Origin of the sequence: Fulvivirga lutimaris (assembly GCF_009711525.1) — a bacterium.
Taxonomy (GTDB): domain Bacteria; phylum Bacteroidota; class Bacteroidia; order Cytophagales; family Cyclobacteriaceae; genus Fulvivirga; species Fulvivirga lutimaris.
This window is the reverse complement of record NZ_SMLV01000373.1, coordinates 1-13,565: the sequence shown is the minus strand read 5'-3', so window position 1 is coordinate 13,565 and position 13,565 is coordinate 1. Positions and strand designations below refer to the sequence as shown.

Annotated in this window: 14 protein-coding genes; 3 read left to right on the top strand and 11 right to left on the bottom strand. The window is 36.8% G+C overall.

The features are described from left to right. A partial coding sequence (locus E1140_RS10590) for a metallophosphoesterase (protein WP_155182982.1) occupies positions 1-1,116 on the top strand: 1,116 nt, incomplete at its 5' end. Positions 1,117-1,181: 65 nt separating this feature from the next. Here the strand turns inward: E1140_RS10590 and E1140_RS10585 are convergent. The 11 genes from E1140_RS10585 to E1140_RS10535 form a co-directional block, all read right to left on the bottom strand. After that, positions 1,182-1,922, bottom strand: a complete 741-nt coding sequence (locus tag E1140_RS10585; RefSeq protein WP_155182953.1) for a head GIN domain-containing protein — start codon at positions 1,920-1,922, stop codon at positions 1,182-1,184. An 84-nt stretch (positions 1,923-2,006) separates the two neighbouring features. Continuing rightward, entirely contained in the window at positions 2,007-2,444 is a 438-nt protein-coding gene (locus tag E1140_RS10580) for a hypothetical protein (RefSeq protein WP_155182950.1), read from the bottom strand. A gap of 3 nt (positions 2,445-2,447) precedes the next feature. After that, positions 2,448-2,825 (bottom strand): DUF3127 domain-containing protein, encoded by a 378-nt coding sequence (locus E1140_RS10575; protein ID WP_155182947.1) that lies wholly within the window; start codon positions 2,823-2,825, stop codon positions 2,448-2,450. A gap of 172 nt (positions 2,826-2,997) precedes the next feature. Then, complete coding sequence (locus E1140_RS10570) at positions 2,998-5,076, bottom strand: ComEA family DNA-binding protein (protein WP_155182944.1); 2,079 nt, start codon at positions 5,074-5,076, stop codon at positions 2,998-3,000. Then, positions 5,073-5,885, bottom strand: a complete 813-nt coding sequence (locus tag E1140_RS10565) for a PorV/PorQ family protein (RefSeq protein ID WP_155182941.1) — start codon at positions 5,883-5,885, stop codon at positions 5,073-5,075. Before E1140_RS10565 ends, E1140_RS10570 begins: the two co-directional genes overlap by 4 nt. Before the next feature lie 65 nt (positions 5,886-5,950). Then, positions 5,951-7,381, bottom strand: a complete 1,431-nt coding sequence (locus E1140_RS10560) for a POTRA domain-containing protein (protein WP_185153527.1) — start codon at positions 7,379-7,381, stop codon at positions 5,951-5,953. Between the two features lie 104 nt (positions 7,382-7,485). Beyond that, on the bottom strand, positions 7,486-8,670 hold the full coding sequence (locus E1140_RS10555; protein ID WP_155182935.1) for a prolipoprotein diacylglyceryl transferase: 1,185 nt from the start codon (positions 8,668-8,670) through the stop codon (positions 7,486-7,488). 74 nt (positions 8,671-8,744) lie between these two features. After that, positions 8,745-10,613 carry an NAD(+) synthase gene (nadE, locus tag E1140_RS10550; RefSeq protein ID WP_155182932.1) on the bottom strand — a complete coding sequence of 623 codons (1,869 nt, stop codon included), beginning with the start codon at positions 10,611-10,613 and terminating at the stop codon, positions 8,745-8,747. Further along, complete coding sequence (gene rnc / locus E1140_RS10545; protein WP_185153526.1) at positions 10,613-11,362, bottom strand: ribonuclease III; 750 nt, start codon at positions 11,360-11,362, stop codon at positions 10,613-10,615. Before rnc ends, nadE begins: the two co-directional genes overlap by 1 nt. After that, positions 11,362-12,615 (bottom strand): beta-ketoacyl-ACP synthase II, encoded by a 1,254-nt coding sequence (gene fabF, locus E1140_RS10540; RefSeq protein WP_155182929.1) that lies wholly within the window; start codon positions 12,613-12,615, stop codon positions 11,362-11,364. The genes rnc and fabF overlap by 1 nt, the downstream gene beginning before the upstream one ends. 31 nt (positions 12,616-12,646) lie before the next feature. Continuing rightward, on the bottom strand, positions 12,647-12,883 hold the full coding sequence (locus tag E1140_RS10535; RefSeq protein ID WP_155175817.1) for an acyl carrier protein: 237 nt from the start codon (positions 12,881-12,883) through the stop codon (positions 12,647-12,649). A gap of 151 nt (positions 12,884-13,034) precedes the next feature. Here E1140_RS10535 and E1140_RS10530 point away from each other — a divergent pair, with 151 nt between their 5' ends. Further along, a complete protein-coding gene (locus E1140_RS10530) occupies positions 13,035-13,454 on the top strand; it encodes an IPExxxVDY family protein (RefSeq protein WP_155182926.1) in 420 nt (139 codons plus the stop codon). 1 nt (position 13,455) lies between these two features. Continuing rightward, positions 13,456-13,565 (top strand): pyruvate kinase (locus tag E1140_RS10525; protein WP_155182923.1); only part of this gene is annotated, 110 nt, incomplete at its 3' end.

Genomic DNA, 13,565 nt, shown 5'->3' with positions numbered 1-13,565 from the left:
TCTATAACAGTAGTTACATTTTCAGTAATCATATTTTACAATTTTGGAAATCCAGATTGGCTAAAGGGTACATCCAGAAGCCTGATATTTACTGGAATTTTCATTAACTATTTTTCTAAGCTATTTGCCGCAATATTTTTGTTTGGAGGAGATTTGGTGCGAGTTGGTAAATGGGTGGTGTCTCTATTTCAGAATCCTTCTCCATCAGCAGGTGGCAATACGATACCCAGATCAGAGTTTTTAGCAAAAACGGCTATGGTAGCAGGCACATTTCCTTTAGTGGCCATGAGCTGGGGTATTATTTCGGGTGCACATGATTATCGATTTAGAAGAAAAACAATCTACTTACCGAACCTGCCCAAATCTTTCGATGGTATTACTATAGGCCAGCTCTCTGATATTCACTCAGGTAGTTTTTTCAATAAAACGGCAGTAAAAGGTGGAGTTGAAATGATGATGAAAGAAAAGCCGGATCTTATGTTTTTTACTGGAGATCTGGTTAATAATGAATCATCAGAGGTAGAAGAGTACATAAACATATTTGATAAACTAAAGGCTCCTCTGGGAGTGTATTCTGTTACCGGAAACCATGATTATGGTGATTATAAGAATTGGAATTCTCTGGCTGAGAAGCAGCAGAATTTTAATGATTTGATTGAAGCTCACCGCCTGATGAATTATGACCTGTTAATGAATGAGAATAGGTACATTGAATTAGGAGGAGAGAAGATAGCCATCTTGGGTAATGAAAACTGGGGAGCGGGCAGGTTTGCCAAATATGGCGATTTGTCAAAGGCTCATGCAGGTACTGAGGAGGCTGCAGTAAAAATACTATTGTCGCATGATCCCAGCCACTGGGATGCGCAGGTTAAGCCAAATTATAAAGACATTGATCTAATGTTTGCAGGTCATACCCATGGTTTCCAGTTTGGTGTTGAACTCGGTGATTTTAAATGGAGTCCATCTCAATATGCTTACAAGCAGTGGGCGGGTTTATACACTGAAGGCAATCAGCATTTATATGTCAACCGAGGTTTTGGATATCTTGGCTATCCGGGTAGGGTAGGTATGCCACCGGAGTTGACAATTATTACACTAAAGAGAGGTGAGGCATAAAACAAAAGCCCTGACTATTCAGTCAGGGCTTTTTCATCAAAACCACACTTCCCATCAACCATTCATCAATAGGCTCTGTCCACCTCGCCTTTTCCATAAACTTTTTTAACCACATTTTTGGTTTGTCCCTTATGCTTTAGCACACCGCTGCCATAAACAACCGCTTCCAATTCATCAGCAACATGTATTTCGCAGTTACCCGATCCACTTAAAGCAGCCTGTGCACTTTGAATTTCACAGTCAAAGGCATATAAGCTACCAGGGCCGCTAATATCAATTACATTATTAGAGGCGTAACCTTTTAATGTCATTGAGCCAGAGCCTGAAATTTTGGTTTTTAGCATACGACCTTTCACATCAATGTTGATTGCTCCGGAGCCACTTACGCCAAGGTCTAAATTGTTAGAGGCAATTGAGTTTTCACTGATGATCTTCCCACTCCCATTAACCTTAAGTTGGTTTACATCACGTACACTGATATAAACATTCATGGTAGGGGCTATTTTTATATTATCAATTTTAGCCCATACGCTTGCATTAGGGTCTTCTTTTTTCTGTTTCACATTGATATGAAGAATACCATTCTCAACTTTGAATTCACTAATGCTGAATATTTCTGACAGCACCTCAACTGTCACTTCCTGCTTGTTAGACTGCTTTAGGTATACAGTATAGCCTGAGTTAACATATATGCCTTGAAATTCGCTAAGTTCAAGTGTTTTTCTTGTTACATCTGGCCCAAGTGCTAAGGCATTGATGGCAATGAATAGGCAAAAAAGAACTAAGTATTTACTTCTGTTTATCATATATTTTTTAGTTGATATATAATAAACTTAAATACATTAACCCTTAACCGAAAGGGCAAATCTATGAACCGTAAATAGCTTAGATTACTCTTTAATCCAGTCGTCAGATGAAGAAACGCCTAGTTTTCCATCTTTATATTCCATTATAAAATCGAGAAGGATTTCTGTTTTACAGCCCTGAAATTTAGTTTCGCTGGTACTTTTCAGAAGTATGGGGTGTGATTTTCCGTATTCACGGTTGAAAGTAACAATGGAGCCATCCTCTTTAAGAAGGAAGCCCCATTCAATTTCGATTGGACCCTTTTTACAGCTTACAGGAGCAAACCCGAATACATCATAATTGTAAATTCCGGTGCCATCAGCATTTAGGGTTAAGTAGCCTGTTTTCCTCCCTTTATAGGTGCCGTAGAACTTGTCATCAACATCATAGGTTGTATTTACCTTTGACCCGTTATATTCAAAATAACGAGACTTTTCAGTAGAGATCAATAATACCAAAAGGGTGGCTAACAGTACTTTCATTCGTTAAAACGGTAAATCGTCTTCATTTTCTGATACCCAACCAGGCTCTTCAGTTGGCATATCTGGTGATGCAGGTGGTGCTCCGGCAGAACCTGCAGAAGTGGCTACTCCATCAATTTTCCACGCCTGTAAAGAGTTGAAATACTTAACGCCTCCTTTTGGGTCATTCCATTTTCTGCCTTTAATATTAAAGTAAACATCAATTTCGTCACCAGATTTGTAATTGTCTAATAGAGCACATTTGTCTTGAATGGCTTCAAATTTTACAAACTCTGGGTATTGTGGGTTTTCAGCATATTCAATAACAAATTCTCGTTTTTTGAATGAATCTGATATTTGTTGGGTGTCCGAAATTTCTAATAGTTTTCCTTTAATATTCATCTGCAATCTTTGTTTTAATAATTTGACAGCAAAGTTATAACTACACATTTGTAATGTACAGTTATCATTTCTTTTTTCTAAAAATCAGTTTAAAAATTACGATAAAAAGAATACCGCCAATGGCCAGAGCCAATAAAGTGGGAGCATCTATGAGATCTACTGCATGCATTTTTTAAAAAATAATTCTAAGTTGAAATTTTAAATCTGTTCTTTTATTTCCATCTATTTGTTCTAGTCCGCTACCAATAGTTTCTCTATCTCTATAATTGGTTTGGGCATATTTAACCCAAAAAGTTAATTTTCTTAAAGGTCTATATTGAATCAAAACATAGTGCCTTGATGCTGTGCCCGAATAGGCGGGTACTGAGAATGCATAAAGCAAATCTCTTTCATAAGCATATTGGGTATTATTAAAATCATCGGTCTCAAAAATAGCATACCTTCCGCTGATTCGAAACTTACCAAAATCTAAATTCAAATCCTGCCAAATGGCAAAACCTTCTGTCAGCTTATTATTCAAATCATAAGAGCTCCATTGAACTCTTGATTTGAAAGATAGCCAATCATTAGCCGGAAAATCCAGATTAACCGTATAGTTTCTTTTTTGGCCCAAAAGTGGAGATTTAATGACCACTTCTTGATCATTGTCCGATGGGTTGTCAGCTTTTATTTGTTCTCTAAATTGAAAATATAATAAGACATTTCTACTCGGACGGTAGCTAACTCGGCCAAGGTATTCATACCCAGTGGAGGGCGCATTTATTGATGATGTTATCCATTGGTATCGAAATGAGTCAAAGTAACCAGTAACCTCGACTTTCCTGAAAGGTTTGTATTTTAAGCCCCAATACCAGCCTTGTTCATTGATGTTTCTGGTAGATTCACCAAAGGCATTTCCATAAATTGAATGAAAGTCTTCGTCATAATTTCTCAAAACCATGGAAGTTTCGAGTCTCGAATTTAAATTAATGATGGTACCTATAACTCCTCCAAAACCACCACTCTTTGAGATAGCACCCTCTGCAAATAGACTAATATTTTGCCAGTTATAATCTCCAAAAAGACCAATATTATAATTTGAAGTACCCTTAAATTCGAAATTGTTATAAACTCGTTCTGCCCTTATTAATGATGCACTGAACTTATTGATAATGAATGTGCTTCCTAAGTTAATTCCGTGTTTAGGGGATTTGTAAAGGAGTGTTCCTCCATAATTACTTTCCGAAACCTTGTCTTTCGCATTGAGTTCAGATTCTGTTCTATGAAAGCCAGACTGCTGTATAGAAGTAATAAAATTTTCTCTTTCTAAAGTATCCTCTTTTAATGTGGCATCTTGATTTAGTCTTGAGTAGAAACCGGTAAATTCGAGATTTTTAGTGAGGCTCATTGTGGCTGCTCCACCCCTGAAAAAGTTAGTTTCTATTACTGAGGTATATGGCCTTATTCCAAGATTTGATCTCCTTACTGTGGTAATGGTTTCTGCACCTTTACCAACATTGAAACCAGCTCCTAATAACAGACTTTGTCCATATTGTATTTGATAGTCGCCCACAATAATGTTTTTAAATGGACCTTGATTTTGTAGTTGGACATGACCGCTGTAGAAGTCAGCACCATAGCTTTTGGTTTTACGATTCCAGGTGAATTGTTCACCCGCATCTTTTTCGGCCGTAAAGCCAATGCTAAAATCATTGATATGACTCACCCTGAATCTTGTATAATACTTACCCCTAGTTCCAATATAACGGTTGTCAGAACTGTCTTTTTTTGGGAGAAAGCCTTTTTTGTCTTCTAATATAGACTCATATCGCAGCAGTAAATAATTGTTTTGCTCACTCAAGATTCTTTTTAATAAACTACGATTATCACTATTGAGACCTGTTTCAGTTACTGTAACGAAAGGGGTTAATCTATAAATGGTATTTAGGTCGAAATCAGGTATTGCTTGTAATTCATAGATACTAAGCAGTTTTCCATGCTCTGCAGTATATGAAATGAAGTTGCTTATTTGAGATTCTGACAGGATGAATAAGGACCGCAGCTCATCTCTATAAGTGTTGTTTAGGTTAATAGGGTTTGAGTAGAAGAGTAGGAGCGTCTCATACAGTTCTTCAGCACTGACATCTCCATTCTGAACAGCAAATACTTCTTCTATAAACTGTTCAATATCAATATCCTTTTGCTGGATTCGCTGCGCAATTGCTAGTGAAGAAATAGATAAAGTCAATATGAGCAACAGAGCTGACTTCATTGTTTTATAATGTAAGCCATGCCCACTTGATGACTTAACCCCAAAATTTGATGCTTTGTCAGGGCATAGTCAATCAATAGCTTCTGACTAATAAAGCCTAATCCAAAATAGTTAGTGAAAGCGTTTGTTTTTATGCCAGTGCGTATAGCCAGTTTCTTATGAAAGACATACTCCAACCCCATTCTGAAAACTGGATCATTTTCCAGTTCTTTTTCTACTTCTGCTGATAGAGTAATGTTATCATTTGGCAGGTACCCAAGTCCTGCATTGAGGTAAGTAGGTATTCGCTCATCATAAAGTTCTGCCAATTGTGCTTGATTTATATTTCGGATATAAGCTCCAAATCTGAGCTGTTCAGATATTTCGGCTATACCACCAAAATCAATCGAAAAAACCCCTTTTGATCCAAATTCATCTATGTAATACTGATGGTAGTTTAGCTTTATACCTAGTCCTGCAATTCCGAATTTATTACCATAACCCAACGAAAATATCTGCTCATTATATAAATCATCACCAAACTTAAATGCTGTTGCAGAAAAGGCTCCTATCTTGAGTTTAGTGGTAAACCCAGCTGCCAGGCTGTTGAAACCTGAAATATTGTATTTGTTTTCAAATCCGGCAAATGCGGAGGTCTTTTCCAGATAACCCAATCCTCCGGGGTTATTTAGAGCAGACCACTGATCGGCAATAGATGAATATGCATATCCAAGTCCAGCGGCTCTTGCCCCAAACTGAGTTGTTCCATTTTGAGCGTAGCACAAACTGGCCATTGAAATGAAAAGAAAGAATAGAGTAAATGTTTTCAACCTTTATTTTTACAATAAATAAAGGTATAAAATATAAAGAAATATTAATATTTTAAATTAAAGTTTTAGAATTCCTTCTTAAAATGAAGGAAGAAGCCGGCTTCTTTCTCTCTATTGACAGTGTACTCGATGCGAATAACTGAGTCATAATAGGTTACGAAATCTATACCAGCACCGGTCCCGAACAAATACCTGTCTGATAAGGTGGCGTTTAGTTCATAATTCTCAAAATTCTCACCATACCCACTGTCGAAGTAGACTTTAAAATATATGTCAAGAGGTATCTTTTTAAACTGATCAATTGGCATAAATCTCATGTTGCCAACGGTAGAAAGTAATCGCTTTTTGAAAGTGGTTCTATTGAGAATATAGTTTTTACTTTCAACCAGATAGAGCTCATAGCCACGAATGATATCCTTCCTATATCCCAAAGCCCCTAAATTTGAATAGGGCTGTTTTGAAGGAAGACTGCTTAATCCTGATAAATGGTTAGCTAGAAAAAATCCTTTACCTATATCTAAGAATTTGGAATAGCTAATATTTATTTCAGCCCTATCAATATCGTCAAAAGCACCAATGCCTTGTTTTTCTACTAGAACATCTAATCGATGACCTTTTAGTGGGTATGAAGCCACATCACGTCTGTCATAGGTGAAGGCATAGGTCAGTTGGAAGTACCGCTGAGTGATTTTAGTAGGCTCATAGTATTCAGGATTTAAGCCTACAATGGTATCATTTATTGTATTATAATTGTATTCAACATTAAAGTTGTGAAAACTATAAAAAGACCTTCGATAACTATAACCAATAGAGTAGTTGCGTTTTATTCTTAAGGTTTCTTCTGAATCAAAAAATACGGGTTTGTGATTCACAGTGCGTACCGCAATATTTTTGTTTTCGGCATAATCGAAATTCAGTGTTATCCCGTGCTGTTTATTAGCATCCAAATAAGGTATTTTGTAGGTGACACCGAATTGCTTGGTGTATCCAAGTTGAAGAAGAAACCTTAATGACTCGTTGCGACCTCTAAAATTGTTTCTATAGAGTTTGATGCCAAGATTTGTTCTGCTAAGATCTTTGTTTTGATTTTGCCACCAGTCGTTAAAATTTCTATCAACAAGGTCAAAGATCGGTACGGGAAAGGTGTACCACCTTTCAGAAATATTTACAACAATATCTACTAACGTTTCATTTAAGTGTAATATGGAAATTTCAACCGAGTTGAATAATCTGGTATTGATAAGTTTGCTCTTATCCAATACCAAAATGCTCTCAAGGTCTTTTTTGTTGTAAACATCACCAATTGCAATGCTCATTTCTCTGAGCATGATATCCTCTTTTGTTACTTTATTGCCAATAAAGAAGATGTTATCAATAGTAACGGGAAGATCCTCTTCTGATAGCTGTGAGACAGAATCAGGAGACATATAAATGGCACTGTCTAAACCGACAATGTTGTTAAAAGAAAGTGTAAGTGAAAGTAATAATGCCAGCATCTCCATCCTCATTCAGCCAATTTCAGCCTACTTCGACCTTAAAATCCCTGAATAATTTGCTAAAGTAAATAAAAACACCTTGATATCAATAGATAAGTAACCCACTATTGATCCTCAATCTCTTTAGCTTTAAGTGCTCTTACAAAAATAAAGATACCTGCAATTATTAAAGGAATACTTAAAATCTGCCCCATGTTAAGAGACATATTGTCCTCGAAGGCAACTTGGTTTTCTTTAAACAGTTCATGCACAAACCTGAGTCCGAAAAGAATTATTAAAAACAAGCCTAGTAGCAGCCCTGCTGGAGTCTTTTCCTTTTTTCTTGTCCAAATGAAGAAAAGTAGAAAAAACAGTGCTAAGGAAGTCATTGACTCATACAGTTGAGTTGGGTGCCTTGCTATACCAAAAGCTTTGACTGTGGCAGTATAATGACCATCGGGTTGTTGACTCAAAGTGTATTCAGGGGCGCTTGAGTCTGTTAATAAAATATGCTCATTGACATAAGTGTAGCTATCGACAATCTCACTAAATCGTCCTTCAATGTATCTTGATAAACTAGCTTCATCCAATATTTCTGCCTGATTTTTAAAGTCAAGTTCAATAGTTATAGGAACATAACCGTCAGCATTTGCTTCTCTTGAAGCATCTCTAGAAACATCTAGGCTTTCGATTGGGCTCGTGTTGGAAACAAGCACTTGTGTCACATTATTAGTGAATATTACACCATAGTCAGAATGGGTTGGTTTACCATAAATTTCTGAATTCATAAAGTTTCCAAAACGAATAAGGCAACCTGTTAATGCCACTACAATTACAATTCTGTCTACAACCTGAAGGTAATTTTGTTTTGGACGAATAACTTTCTTTGCAGATGCGCTATATGGAATACCTATCAGGTCTTTGATAATCCAGAAGAATTTTAGTCTAATGTCATATTTAGTATAAAGCCACAGTGCGAATAGTATTCCAAAAGCTGCACCGTGACTTGCTAATCCGCCTTCCCATACTTTAAGAATATCAATTGGGTTAGCTAAGTATTTATCAGGCTCATAGAATAGCACATGGCCTAATCTAGCTCCCAAAATAGTGGAGATAATCATATATATTGTGAGTGTCTCCACATCCTTTTCAGGCTTACCTTCCTTTCTGTGAAAATAAAACATGATTTGCTGGCTTATAAGAAAGCCCAAAGCAAATAGTAATCCGTACCATCTAACAGGTCTATCTAAAAGGGGAATGGTGAAAAATTCCGGGTCAACATTCCAAATAATGAAGCTTAAAAATGACATCTGGCAAATATAGAGAGATAGGTTTTAGTAGCTAATGTTTCAACATAGTATTTGAATGAAACAGCTGTTAATTCTTATAGGTTATTAAGTTCTTTCAATTCTTCTTCAAACCCGCTGGACAATATTGGAAACCTACACCAGGTTCTTGGGTCAATATTAAAATCATCTAAATGAAATGACGGTGCAATACGTTCGCGCTTCCACTGATTTCTACTCCACATTTGGAAGAATTTAGTGATATGGCCCCTCAAAGCCTCTTTTTCTTCAAGGTTTCTTTCAACTAGTGCTTTAAATACTTCAGTTGGAGACTTATGATTTCTTATGGCTTCTTTTTCTATTTCTACAATAATGGAGTAGGGCATAAGATCGTCCTCGTCTGTTTGTTTATTTTCTAACGGACGCAACTCTGCTGTTGGTGTTAGGTTATTTACATAATTGAGAGCAGAGTAGTCAAGTTCTTTTTCTGCCCACTTTAACCAATTAATTATAAAGTATTTGTCAACTGCAGCTATAGGTGAAATACTACCGCTGGTATCACCATCCATGGTAGCATAACCTACATCGCCTTCACTTCGATTGGAAGTAGTCAATAATAAAGCATTATTTATATTCGCGAGCATCCAAATAATTGGTGAGCGGCTACGAGCCTGAATGTTTTGAAGTGCCAGATCATCTTTTGCCCAGGTGAGCTTTCTACCAATAGCATTTTCTATTTTGCTGGTATATGAATTTACTTCATCATCAATAGTCCATTGGTAAAAGGTAGCCCCAATATATTCAGCTAATTTTTTGGCAGAGTTAAAGGTGTCATCAGAAGAATTAATCGTGCCTTGATAGGCACATGTTATTAGGTGATTCAAGATTAACTTTGCTGCAATCTGTGGATCTTCTTTAACTACTTTATCAATCAAGTCTGAGCGATTGATTTTAGTTAAAAAGGCTTCAGCGCCTAATTGCTTAATTCCTCTCCTTACCATTTCGGAAACCATAACAGCTATACTAGAGGAATCAGCTCCGCCACTCAATGATAATACAAAGCCTCTGCTTCTACTTTTTCTCAGGTAATCAAATAATGCAAGACTTGAGGCCTTAACAAATTCAGTATTTTTATCTCTGGGAAATTCTGCAGGGCTGTCAAATTCTTGTGAGCCGGTAATGTCAACATCAGAATGAATAAGATTGAAATTTTTAAATGAAAGCCAGTCATTTCGTTGAATGAGTTTTCCTTTTTTAGCAAGTAGTATTTCACCATCATAAATCATTCTACCTGCCTCATTGCCTAACAAGTTGGCATACACATAAGTGCAGTTAAATTCTGACGAGCTGTTAACTACCAGGTTTTCTCTATCTATTGTCTTTCCAAAAGCAAAATGACTTGCACTCGGATTTAATATCATATCAACACCTTTTTGGCTCAGCTTTATAGCGGGTCGAACTTTTCTCCAGGCGTCTTCACAGATTTCAAAACCAAAGGTAAAGTCTTTATGAGCAATAATAATATCTCCAATATCATATGTGCTACCATTAATTTTGGTTTGCTCAACAACTTCAGAAGGCCATTTTTTGAACCAACGAGGTTCATAATGCACTCCATCTAGCGCAAGGTTTTGTTTGGCATAAAACCCGAGTATAGTTTTATCTTTTACAATGCAGGTTACGTTGTAGTTAATGTCATTGTGTTTGTATGGAAGACCAATAGCGACAGTAATATCATTGCAATGAGGAATAATCAGAAGTAGACTTTTTAGAGCTTGTTCATAAACCCAGTCGCTAAGAAAATTGTCCTCGCACCCATACCCAGAGATAGACAATTCGGGAAGGCAAAGAATTTCAACTTTTTCTTCTTGAGCTTTCCTTATAGCTTCCAGAATGTTAAAACGGTTACCCGTCCAATCCAATGGTGTTTGGTTTAGGGTAGCCCCACCAATTCTAGTTTTACTCATCAATTCTCTATTAACCCTAACATAACCAATGTTTTTTGAGCTGCATCTTGCTCGGCTTTTTTCTTATTGTAGCCATAACCTTTACCCATCGTTTCATTATTAACAACTACTTCTGCTGTAAATTCCTTATGCTGGCTATTAGTTTTAGAACCCAATACATCAAACCTCAACTCAGCATTTTCCTTTTGAGACCATTCTATTAGTTTACTTTTGAAATTTATGGTTGACTCAATCACTGCTTGTAGATCAAAATAAGGCATGATCAATTTTTCAAGGATAAATGTCCTGCAAAAATCATAGCCATGGTCAAGGTATACTGCTCCAACAAAGGCTTCAAGGGTATCACCATAGAGGGATTTGTGTGAGAGCCTGTCGCGTTTGGTTTGGTCATACTCAACTAAGGCATTTAGACCTATCTTTTTGCCAAGGTTGTTAAGAGATTCTCTATTTACAATGCGAGATCTTATTTCTGTAAGGAAACCTTCGTCTTTAAAAGGATATTTTTTAAAAAGGTAATCGGCAACAGCTGCACCCAAGATAGCATCACCGAGATATTCTAACCTCTCATTAGATTCCTTAAGTCCTTGTGCGTTAGTTTCTGCTACTGATGAATGCTTAGTAGCCAGTCGGTAGAGATCAAGATTTAAAGGCTTACTACCTACTATTGTTTCAATAGCCGTAATAAGCCTTTTATCTTTTGTCGATCTTTTCCTAAATGTATTTATAAAGCGCTTTGCAGCACGATACACTATTCCTCTAGTTTACGGAAAATGATTGAGGTATTATGCCCTCCAAAACCGAATGTGTTACTCAAGGCAACTCTGATATTTCTTTCTTGAGCCTTGTTGAAAGTAAGGTTCAACTTATTATCCAACTGGTCATCATCAGTGAAGTGATTGATAGTAGGAGGGACAAGGCTATTTTCCATGGCTTTAACACAAGCAACGGCTTCAATAGCCCCGGCAGCACCAAGTAGGTGGCCAGTCATTGATTTAGTTGAGCTTATGTTAAGCTTGTAAGCATGTTCGCCAAATATTTTTTTGATAGCTAATGTCTCACTTACATCTCCCAATGGAGTTGAAGTGCCATGAACATTGATGTAATCAACTTCTTCTGGTTGAATATTAGCATCTCTAAGTGCATTTTTCATCACATTGGTAGCACCTAACCCTTCAGGATGTGGAGCCGTGATGTGGTGAGCATCTGCAGACATACCACCACCTATTAATTCAGCATAGATTTTGGCCCCTCTGGCTTTAGCATGCTCGTATTCCTCTAAAATAAGTGCAGCTGCACCTTCACCTAAAACAAAACCATCTCTATCTTTATCGAAAGGACGTGATGCAGTTTGAGGTGAATCGTTACGCTCAGAAAGTGCTTTCATGGCATTGAAACCACCAATACCAGCTTCTGTTACCGCTGCTTCGCTACCTCCCGAGATGGCAATGTCCATATGTCCTAAGCGGATATAGTTCATTGCGTCTATAAGAGCGTTAGTTGCAGAAGCACAGGCGGAAACGGTTACGAAATTAGGCCCTCTAAAAGAATACTTAATAGAAATGTAGCCAGCACTGATGTCGGCTATCATTTTAGGAATAAAGAAGGGGTTAAAGCGTGGCGTATTATCATTATTCGCGTAGCTTTTAACCTCTTCTTGAAATGTCCATAAACCACCAATTCCTGAACCCCATATTACTCCGGCCCGATCGTGATCAATAGCATCAAGGTCTAGTTTAGAATCCAAAATAGCTTCATCAGCAACAACAAGTGCATACTGAGTGAAAGGATCCATTTTGCGAGCTTCTTTTCTATCAAAGTGATCTTCAGCATTGAAATTCTTTAATTCACAGGCAAACTGCGTTCTGAATTTCTCCGGGTCAAATCTTGTGATGCGTGCCGCTCCACTAACACCATTCTTTAGGCCATCCCAATAATCATTGGCATTACTACCTATAGGTGTAAGTGCTCCTATTCCTGTTACTACTACTCTTCTCAAACTCATATAATAAGTTCAGCTGGGGCTTAATTGGTATTTATTTTACGTTCTCTTCTAAGTAAGAGATAGCTTGTCCTACTGTTGAAATATTTTCAGCCTGATCATCAGGGATTGAAATGTTAAATTCTTTTTCAAATTCCATGATAAGTTCAACTGTATCCAATGAATCGGCTCCTAGATCGTTTGTGAAGCTTGCTTCTGGAGTAACTTCAGACTCTTCAACACCCAACTTATCGATGATGATTGATTTAACTTTTTGTGCTATTTCAGACATGTGTTTAATAATTTAGTTAAAATATCTGCAAAGAAATACATTATAGATTTAATGTCAAACAATTTTATGAAAGTTATTCCTAGCTTTCATTTGTCCAAGAATAGGTAAAATAACTCAAATTAACATACTAATTTTGGCTTAATTAAGCACAATGAAGAAGACAAAACTCCTTATTGACTACGAGTACGACTTTGAGCTATTTGGAATAGCGTCATCGGCCAAGTTTTTTAAACTGGCCTGGGCTATCAATTCCCTCTTATCTACAAGACTATTAAAACTTGAAGATTATACAATCGATTTTGAGCAAGGAGAGAGCATAAATTTTATAAATTATTGCCATGAAGATGAAAGCTGTTTGATTCATCTGTTCAAGAACAAATCTCCTGATTTTGAAAATAAGTACTTAGTACCGGAAATGACCCATTTTGATTTTGTCTTAAAAATTAATGGCTCATTTCAAACGTTTGCGGCTGAAGAAGTTATAAAAGAATTACGGGAAGTGAAATACATTGAATATATTGCTCCGATTGCGTTAGAAAAACTCAAATCGAAAGACAATTTTTTAAATTAATATGAGAGAGGAAATTTTATTTAATAAGACCAAAGTAATAGCTACAGTAGGGCCAGCATCTAACACGAAAGAAAAGCTAAAGGAGTTGATAGAGGCGGGAGTTGATATTTT

Excerpts from the sequence above, each read along its gene's own strand:
- E1140_RS10570 (WP_155182944.1), bottom strand. The coding sequence starts at position 5,076 with ATGAAGTCAGCTCTGTTGCTCATATTGACTTTATCTATTTCTTCACTA.
- nadE (WP_155182932.1), bottom strand. The coding sequence starts at position 10,613 with ATGAGTAAAACTAGAATTGGTGGGGCTACCCTAAACCAAACACCATTG.
- E1140_RS10575 (WP_155182947.1), bottom strand. The coding sequence starts at position 2,825 with ATGAATATTAAAGGAAAACTATTAGAAATTTCGGACACCCAACAAATA.
- E1140_RS10560 (WP_185153527.1), bottom strand. The coding sequence starts at position 7,381 with ATGCTGGCATTATTACTTTCACTTACACTTTCTTTTAACAACATTGTC.
- E1140_RS10530 (WP_155182926.1), top strand. The coding sequence starts at position 13,035 with ATGAAGAAGACAAAACTCCTTATTGACTACGAGTACGACTTTGAGCTA.
- E1140_RS10555 (WP_155182935.1), bottom strand. The coding sequence starts at position 8,670 with ATGTCATTTTTAAGCTTCATTATTTGGAATGTTGACCCGGAATTTTTC.
- E1140_RS10580 (WP_155182950.1), bottom strand. The coding sequence starts at position 2,444 with ATGAAAGTACTGTTAGCCACCCTTTTGGTATTATTGATCTCTACTGAA.
- fabF (WP_155182929.1), bottom strand. The coding sequence starts at position 12,615 with ATGAGTTTGAGAAGAGTAGTAGTAACAGGAATAGGAGCACTTACACCT.
- E1140_RS10585 (WP_155182953.1), bottom strand. The coding sequence starts at position 1,922 with ATGATAAACAGAAGTAAATACTTAGTTCTTTTTTGCCTATTCATTGCC.
- E1140_RS10535 (WP_155175817.1), bottom strand. The coding sequence starts at position 12,883 with ATGTCTGAAATAGCACAAAAAGTTAAATCAATCATCATCGATAAGTTG.